This is a genomic window from Wolbachia endosymbiont of Mansonella perstans, from assembly GCF_020278605.1.
In the GTDB taxonomy this organism is placed as follows: Bacteria; Pseudomonadota; Alphaproteobacteria; order Rickettsiales; family Anaplasmataceae; genus Wolbachia.
This window is the reverse complement of record NZ_JACZHU010000043.1, coordinates 1-8,638: the sequence shown is the minus strand read 5'-3', so window position 1 is coordinate 8,638 and position 8,638 is coordinate 1. Positions and strand designations below refer to the sequence as shown.

At 36.3% G+C, this 8,638-nt stretch carries 6 protein-coding genes and 1 pseudogene; 4 read left to right on the top strand and 3 right to left on the bottom strand.

Annotated elements, in window-relative coordinates:
* Positions 1 to 461: MutS N-terminal domain-containing protein (locus tag IHO13_RS03255; RefSeq protein WP_458695362.1), on the bottom strand; the 461-nt coding region annotated here is incomplete at its 3' end.
* Positions 462 to 775: 314 nt separating this feature from the next.
* Here IHO13_RS03255 and IHO13_RS03250 point away from each other — a divergent pair.
* Positions 776 to 1,975, top strand: a complete 1,200-nt coding sequence (locus tag IHO13_RS03250) for a ribonuclease D (protein WP_225538256.1) — start codon at positions 776 to 778, stop codon at positions 1,973 to 1,975.
* Here IHO13_RS03250 and coaE read toward each other — a convergent pair.
* Positions 1,958 to 2,545, bottom strand: coding sequence for a dephospho-CoA kinase (gene coaE, locus IHO13_RS03245; RefSeq protein WP_225538255.1), 588 nt, complete (start codon positions 2,543 to 2,545; stop codon positions 1,958 to 1,960). The two genes, IHO13_RS03250 and coaE, sit on opposite strands and share 18 nt — an antisense overlap.
* 163 nt (positions 2,546 to 2,708) lie before the next feature.
* Between coaE and IHO13_RS03240 the strand changes: the two genes are divergently transcribed.
* The 3 genes and pseudogenes from IHO13_RS03240 to IHO13_RS03230 all read left to right on the top strand — a co-directional run bounded on the left by IHO13_RS03240 (position 2,709) and on the right by IHO13_RS03230 (position 7,161).
* Positions 2,709 to 4,112 (top strand): NAD(P)H-dependent flavin oxidoreductase, encoded by a 1,404-nt coding sequence (locus IHO13_RS03240; protein WP_225538257.1) that lies wholly within the window; start codon positions 2,709 to 2,711, stop codon positions 4,110 to 4,112.
* Between the two features lie 146 nt (positions 4,113 to 4,258).
* A pseudogene (locus IHO13_RS03235) lies at positions 4,259 to 5,103 on the top strand (Rpn family recombination-promoting nuclease/putative transposase).
* Positions 5,104 to 5,352: 249 nt separating this feature from the next.
* Entirely contained in the window at positions 5,353 to 7,161 is a 1,809-nt protein-coding gene (locus IHO13_RS03230) for a hypothetical protein (RefSeq protein ID WP_225538254.1), read from the top strand.
* A gap of 66 nt (positions 7,162 to 7,227) precedes the next feature.
* Here the strand turns inward: IHO13_RS03230 and mnmA are convergent, their stop codons facing one another.
* Complete coding sequence (gene mnmA / locus IHO13_RS03225; protein ID WP_225538253.1) at positions 7,228 to 8,340, bottom strand: tRNA 2-thiouridine(34) synthase MnmA; 1,113 nt, start codon at positions 8,338 to 8,340, stop codon at positions 7,228 to 7,230.
* Positions 8,341 to 8,638 lie beyond the last annotated feature (298 nt).

Genomic DNA, 8,638 nt, shown 5'->3' with positions numbered 1-8,638 from the left:
GATAGCTCAAGCCAGCCAATAGCATATTCTTCATCTTGTTCAACTATGGATGCAAGATAATTATTGCTTTTATCCTCCAGCAGCGAATCTTCGATGATCGTACCTGGAGTTATAATTCGGACTACATCACGCTTTACTATGGATTTATAGCCTCTCCTTTTTGCTTCATCAGCAGTCTCTAATTGATCGCAGATTGCAACTTTGAATCCTAAATCTATGAGCCTGTGCAAGTAAGATTCACTACTGTGTGCCGGCACTCCACACATTGGTATGTCTTGCCCGTATGAGTTACCTCTCTTAGTGAGCACTATATTCAGCAGCTTTGCAGCTTTAACGGCATCATCGAAAAACAATTCATAAAAATCTCCCAGTCTATAGAACAACAGATGATCCTTATATTGAGCTTTCAGGTTTAAATATTGCTCCATCACAGGAGTGTTTTTTTCTCTTACAAAGTTCATAATGTTTTTTATACGTTGATAGCTTCAACTTTATCGTATGGATAACATAAAATCTAAATAGAAGCCTACACAAAAGCAAGATTGCTCATTTCTTTCAGAAAACTGTACATGTGTAATGGATCTTTTGCAGCCTCTTTTATAAGCTATATCAGCCATGCTAAAATTATATGGAATTTTGACTTTTTGAAAAGTCTAAACTGCTATTTGTGAAAGATATGTATGATATCCTTCTGTATAAATTTGTTATGCAGAAGATCTATTAATTGCAAAATTTAATATAAGTGTTAAAGTATGGCTACTGAGTAAAAAAATATATGCTAATTAGTACAACGTCGGGTCTGGGAGACATATGTGAGGAGTTAACAGCAAAAAAGCCAAAATTTATAGCAGTTGACACGGAATTTCTTAGAAACAATTTAACCTATTATCCAAAATTGTCGTTAATTCAAATTTCTTACGGAGGTAAGAGTTTTGTTGTAGATGCACTAGCGCCAGAAATTGATTTATCACTTATTAAGAAAATAATGCTAAATCGCGAGATAATTAAGGTGTTTCATAGCTGTCAGCAGGACATAGAATCTTTATTCACCGTATTCAAATGCATTCCCATTCCCATTTTTGATACCCAAGTTGCTGCTATGTTTTGTCATTATTATCATGACTTCATTGGTTACTCAAAAGTAGTGGAGCAGTATCAAGGGGTGGTATTAGATAAAATTAAAGCTAAAAATTCAGACTGGTTAAAGCGTCCACTTTCTGAGGATCAATTAGACTATGCAATAAGTGATGTGGTGCATTTATATGACCTGCACCAGATATTGCGCAATAAACTTGAAGAAAAGAGTAGAATAGGCTGGTTTCAGGAAGAGATGGAAGCAGTGGTTGATATAAATAAGTATTTGCGTAGTCCAAAAGATGCATGGAAGAGGATTAAATTTAATTACGAAGCAAATCCGAGATTGATATTAACTGTTAAAGCAGTTAGTGAGTGGCAAGAGACCTTAGCACAGCGCTATAATGTGAATCGTAATAAAATAATTAATAATGCTGTAATAGCTGGCTTTATTGAAAAAAACGTGGAACGTGTTGACGAGATTTTAGAAGATCTTAGAAAGAACACGAAAAATATAAAAGAGGAAGACCTATTAGAATTTATAGATATTTTCAATGAAAATGAGAAAGACTTTATGCAGCAAGATTATACTTTGTCAAGCAGTTATGATAGATCTGTGCTTGATATGCTATCGATTATTCTAGAGAACGAATGTAAGGAAAACGGTATATCAAGAAAATTGGTTTCGTCAAAAGATGAATTGGCTGGGTCAATATCTGGGCAGACATATAAACTATTTAAAGGGTGGAGGTATGACTTTTTTGGCAGATCAATTGAGTCACTTTTAAACGCAGGTTCAAGGTTTGAAATTTCAGTAGTGAAGTCTACAAATAATACAACCAAGATTCGAAGTAGTTTGGTGAGGGCAAATTGTAAGCTGGGATCAACTGCTGAGATTTAACGAGTCTACTATATCTTTTATTTGAGAAAGGGCGTGTTCTTTACTTGCACTATTATCGATGGTAAAGTTACTCATCTGCCTTTTTTCTGCAATGGGTAGCTGGATATTAGAAATTAGATCCAGCTTTTCTTTATCTATATTACGTTCATTAAGTCTTTGGGCTTGCACAGCACTATCTGCATGGACAAAAACGATAAAGTCGCAATATAAACGAAATCTCGTTTCCAGCAGGAGTGGGACATCCAGAACTAGAAGTTTTCTATCGGTCTTTTCTTCCTGAGCAATAAAAATTTCTAGCTCACTTTGCACAGCGGAATGAACTAAAGACTGAAATCGCTTCCAATTTTCATCATGGACTAAGAAATATTTAGATAATACCTCCTTGTCTATTTCACTATTTACTACTACTCCGGGAAAGTTTTCTTTTGCGTAACTTATTATGCTCTTATCTACTTTGTAAAGCTGATGTACAATGGAATCAGCGTCAAACACAGCAGCACCAAACCCTTTAAAACAATTGGCTACAAAACTCTTTCCTGACCCAATTCCACTTGCTAAACCTATAATCACAAGCAAAAAACACATGACTACATCTATAGTAGCTGCTCTTTGTTTACATGTCTATTTAAAACCCAAATTTGGCTGTGGAGGTTCTGACAATGTCAAGAGAAAATAAACAGCTGTTATTTTTTTAGTAATTAAGTAAAATAGAATGAAAGATTATGAGGAAGCTTTGAAAAATAAGATAAAAAAAATAATGATTTCAGGAAAGGAAGTGTGGCAAGTCATCGAGGGCGGCAAAGGTATTGCGATTAGTGATGGAAGATCAAGTGGAGCATTTGCTGCAGCAGATGCTGTAGGTACATTCTCTGGTGCAAATGCTAAGCTTATTGATGGTAACGGCGAATTAGTACCATTGATTTACAAAGGCAAAACAAGAAATGAAAAACATGAGGAATTGATTAAGTATAGTATCGAGGCTGGAGTTAGTCAGGCAAGAATAGCGAATAAAATATCACAGGGCCGTGGAAGAGTACATATGAATGTGCTTTGGGAGATGGGAGCAGCAGAACGTGTACTTCGTGGTATATTAGAAAAGGCAAAAGGCTTAGTTCATGGTATTACCTGCGGTGCTGGCATGCCTTACAAGCTCGGAGAAATTGCAGCCAAATATCAGGTTTATTATTACCCTATTATCTCATCAGTACGCGCTTTTAAAGCATTATGGAAACGTGCTTACCAAAAAGTATCTTCTTCTTTGCTTGGTGGAGTAGTGTATGAAGATCCATGGCTTGCTGGAGGACATAATGGACTCAGTAATAGTGAGGATCCAAAACTTCCACAAGCTCCATTTGAGAGGGTTGTAGAACTTAGATCTTTCATGAACGAGATCGGCCTTTTGAAAACGCCAATTATTATAGCGGGGGGAGTATGGCATTTAAAAGATTGGGAACGTTGGTTTGACAATTCACAAATTGGACCAATAGCTTTTCAGTTTGGCACTCGTCCACTTTTAACGAAGGAAAGTCCAATTTCTACGGAATGGAAAAAGAAGCTACTCACTTTAGAAGAAGGTGACGTATTTTTGAATAAATTCAGTCCAACAGGATTTTACTCATCTGCAGTAAGAAATAACTTCATACGTGAGTTACAGGAACGCAACTCACGTCAAGTAAAATTTTCAGAGAGTGCTAGCGAAGAGTTCAATAGTGAATTTGCAATTGGTGCAAGAGGTAGAAAGATTTACCTCACTGCAAAAGATAAAGAACTGGCAAATACGTGGACTAGGGCAGGATATACAGAAGCAATGAAAACTCCAGATACAACTGTGATTTTTGTGACACCAGACAAATTTGCGGAGATAAGACAAGATCAGATCAATTGTAGGGGATGTTTGAGCCATTGTCTGTTTAGCAATTGGAAAGATCATGGTAACCATTCAACAGGACGAAAGCCGGATCCACGGAGTTTCTGTATACAAAAGACACTACAAAACATTATACACGATGGTAATATTGAGAACGAACTCATGTTTTCTGGACACAATGTGTATAAATTCAAGCAGGATCCGTTTTATGAGAATGGCTATGTACCGACGGTAAAAGAATTGGTGGAAAGAATATTGACTGGATATTAAATTAGTGGCTATTGTAGAAATTTTCACCTTATAAAATTTAACTACCTGTTTTAACAAGTTTTTCTGCCATACCCTGAATGAATGTCAAAAAGGATTGAATATTTCTGCAGAATAGTGTATAATTATTAATCTTTAATCTAAGCACTATGGCTTTTTCTAAATTTCTTGATCCGAAATTGGACTTAACCTTCAAGAAAATCTTTGGTACTGAAAAAATAAGAACATCCTTATTCGTTTTTTGAACGATATTTTAGGATGTGTTGAAGTTAATGTTATACAAGAAATAGAGTTCATTAGTACTATTATGAACCCTGAAATTGCCTCTGAGAGACAAAGTATAGTTAACGTTCTTTGCCAGGATTCTGTTGGTAACAGATTTGTAGTCGAAATGCAGCTCACTCGCGACAAGGGCTTTGAAAAACGAGTCCAATATTATGCTGCAAAAGCCTACTCAAGACAGTCTGGTAGGTACTCTAACTTAAAGAAGATTTTCTTTATTGCAATGTCAAATTGTATTTTATTTCTTGGTAAGCCTAATTACATATCTAGCCATGCTATAAGAGGTGATGAAATTAATGAGCACAACTTAAAGGATTTTCAATTTGTATTCATGGAACTGACGAAGTTCCCTAAAAATAAAGTAGAGCAATTAATAAGCACAGTGGAGCGCTGGTGTTTCTTTTTTTAAGTATGCAGAAGAAATAACAGATGAAGATTAAAAAAAAATAGCAGAAGAATCGCCAGTAATAAAGCAAGCTTATGATAAATTAGACAAGTTTCATTGGAATGAAAAGGATCTGACAGCGTATGAAGAAAGAATAATGGACCTGTACAAAGAGGAAGCTATCTCGAGCGGAAACTTGAAGAAGACATAGAGAAGGGAAAAATTAAACTGGCAAAAAACTTACTTAAAGCTGGTGTGTCTGTTGACTTAATAGCTGGATCTACTGGTCTTACTCAAGCTGAAATTTTACGACTTAAGCAAACCTAAGTATCACGGTTTTCTTTAGGGTTCTTTAGTGATTTGGCTGTCATAAAAAATTTTCACCTTATAAAATTTAACTGCCTGCTTTAACAAGTTTTTCTGCCATACCCTGATTAGGATTAGACCTAAGCTGACAAGAAGGCGTAAAACTACACGGAAAAGTAAGCATCATTGGTAGAGAACTGCTAAATTTTTATTGACTTGTTTGTAAATTATGGTAACTACCTAGGAATTAGTGAGTGATGGTCATACAATATGAGTGTTAAGGTAAAAGATGAGCAACCATATATAAAAAATGTTTTCGATCTTTGGGATCCTTTCGAAGGATTGCGTCCTAAAGTGCCTAGTGATCTGTTAGATGGAAAAACTTCTCATAATTATCAGGCAGAAGGGGATGGTAGTCAATGGAACCCTAGGTTAAAAAGAAAACTGGAAAGTGACATTATAGATGGAGGTAGTAATCCACAAAAAAGACCCAGTATGGATGGAGATTGGCCAACAGTAAGTGATGACCAGCAAACTTTTAGTAATACTTGTTCAGTACGATCAGAATCTGATAATTACACAGGCAGAAGTTGTAATCAAGAAATACCAGATAGTACAAGTAAGTGCAGTACAGAAACTGAGGAAGATGTTGGAGAAAATGTAAATGACGGATGGGGTCTATGGAATGTTAATCAAGCAACTGATTGGCCAAACGAAAGTGGTAAAGTGATAGGTACTAATTCTGAAGAATGTAGCCTGCCATCAGATATTAATTCTGATTATGGTAGTTGGGGCCCGCTACAAAATGACGATTCAATGAGCGACCATCCAAGCGAAAGTACTGACTCAAGTGATTCCGACTCAGAGGGAGACTCAAGTAGCAGTTTAGATTATTTTTCTCTTCTGGAATTCTTAAGAAAAAGCTCACAGTTAGCAGAAATACCATTAACTGAAGATGAAAAGGAATTGATTAAGGATTTTTATGAGAAGATAAAAGATATTAGGGAAAAAAACGACCAAGAAGACCGAAAGAGTTTGTATAATCAGAGTATAAATTGTACAAGAAATGCTTTAAAGCGTATAAAAGATTTAGTAGATAATTTGCCACAAGAGATAAGGTTGAACTCACTCTGTGATGATTGTGAAAATACTGTGTCGGGTTTAGTAATTGAAACGGTACTAGATACTTTGGGTCGTGTTCCTGTTGTAACATTTTCAACAATTATGCATTTCGGGCTTGACGGTCCATGTGAAAGTGCATTGGATGATCCAGATAGCATAAAAGCTGTAGTTGATATTGTCCGTAAGTTAATTGTAAATGGTGGAAGAATAAAATTGAAACCACACTCTTATGATGAGGATGAAAGACTATGCAGGATGATAGGGGGAGATATGATCTCTGAGTTTACTGAAAAGCGTGAACAAATCTATGCTGCCCTTAAGAGGGCAGCATATGGTGGTATAGTAAACAAGGATATACAAGTTCAAAGAGACAATTTAGTAGTAGATGTAGATAACTTTTACTTTTATACAAAATATCCGCAAGGTAGCACTATTGAGGTTGCAAAAGTTGTAAACGGTCTAAAAAAAGCTGTAAATGACCTAAAAAAAGTTACAAATGATCTCAAAATAGAAGAGTTAAATTTTAAATACTATGTATTTCGTATTGGAGAAAGTATAGTAAGATTTGAAGAAGACAAAGATGAAAAAAGAAACTATACAGATGTCTTACAAGGTGGCATTGAAATGTCTTTTACTACCAAGGCAGGGAAGATCAGTATCCATTTATACCCCAGCAGTACAGAAACAAAGGATGGAAAAACAGAAAATAAGGGAATAAAAGTAGAAATTGATGAGGAGAATAAAATAAGATTCTTCCAGTTAGAAGATGAAGAGAAAAAAAACTTAGGCAAAAACTATCTCCTCGAAGGAAAAAGCGTTGCGGATGTCATAGCCAAGAGTCTTGAGAAAAATGGCGATGTACCTACAAGTTCTGCAAAAGCATTAAGTAACCCCATTACCTATATGGAACAAATTTTCTTGGACCGACCACGAAAAGCAGATATAAGGTCTATGTGATGATGTTAGTGTTTTTTCTTAGAAAGTATGTACAGCAAGCATTCTAACGCTAATAGGGCCTTTGAGTTAAGAACATATCCACCCACCGCCGACAACTTGGTCGTTTTTATATGCTACGCAGGCTTGGCCGGGGCTGATGCCAAAGTAGTCATTGTTTAAAATAATACAAGCTTTATTTTGTTCTGCAGCTGGGTATATTGTCGCTAAACTTCCCAAGTGTGATGACCGGAGCTTCACAGTGACTTCCATGCCTTCCTTTGGCTGCTCTAGCCAATTCAGCTCCTTGACCAACACTTTTCTCTGCATTAGTGCGCTAACTGGACCTACTATGACCTCATTATCTTCTTTACTGATTTTTATCACATAGAGGGGTTCGCTATGTGTAATGCCCAGACCTTTTCTTTGCCCCACTGTAAAATTTACTATGCCGTTGTGCTCGCCCAGCACCTTTCCATGTGCATCCACAATTTTGCCTTTCTGCACAGATTGTGGAGCTAACTTAGCTATTGTTTCACTATAGCTTTCAGAAACGAAGCATATATCTTGACTGTCTGGCTTTTCAGAGATTAGTAAACCAAAATGCTTTGCTAGTTTTCTTATATCACTTTTATAGAATTTACCAAGTGGAAATCTCAAAAGCTTTAACTGCTTCTTTGTTGTGGCAAACAGAAAATAACTTTGATCTTTATTTTTATCGATGCCCATGCACAGTTTTACCTCGCCATTCTGTTCCAATCTTCTTACGTAATGTCCTGTAACCAGGACATCTGCACTGAGATTTTTTGCAACTTGCAATAAATCACGAAACTTTACTGTTTGATTACATTTTACGCATGGTATAGGAGTTTCTCCACGCATATAGGTGTTTGCAAAATCCTCTATCACTTCCCTTTTGAATATTTCTTCATAGTTTAAGATATAATGAGGGAAGCCAGTAACCTCAGCTACGCGCTTTGCATCATAAATATCCTGTCCGGTACAACATGTACCTTTTCTCGTATTAGCATTACCATCACTACCATATAGCTGAAGAGTCACACCAATTACTTGGTACCCAAGGTGATGTAGCAGTACTGCTGCAACAGAGCTATCAACTCCACCAGACATTGCAACCACAGCTTTGATTTGATGTGGAGGTTTATCTTTTAGCAGAGGTTCAATTTCAAATTCTTTTAGCATAATCAACTTGATTTATAAACGCAAACCTTGTGTCATTCCAACATGTTACTGTGTAAATGTTTTAATTTAAGAGCAATTTACATAGCAGGCAATGTTATACAAGTAGATGACACTGAGATCGAGCAAAATTGATCGTAAACAAGTATATTATACAACATTTTTGATGAATTTGCCAAAAATTTGGATCTAGCGTTACGCGCTGGAATGACAAGGTTATGGGTATTATCCCAGTACCTTCTCTTGTCATCCCAGTGCCTCCTTCTCTTGTAACCCTAGTAGCCTTTTCTTGTCATCCCAG

Bases quoted from the DNA above. Each gene is read 5' to 3' on its own strand.
- IHO13_RS03250 (WP_225538256.1), top strand. From the start codon at position 776: ATGCTAATTAGTACAACGTCGGGTCTGGGAGACATATGTGAGGAGTTA.
- IHO13_RS03230 (WP_225538254.1), top strand. From the start codon at position 5,353: ATGAGTGTTAAGGTAAAAGATGAGCAACCATATATAAAAAATGTTTTC.
- mnmA (WP_225538253.1), bottom strand. From the start codon at position 8,340: ATGCTAAAAGAATTTGAAATTGAACCTCTGCTAAAAGATAAACCTCCA.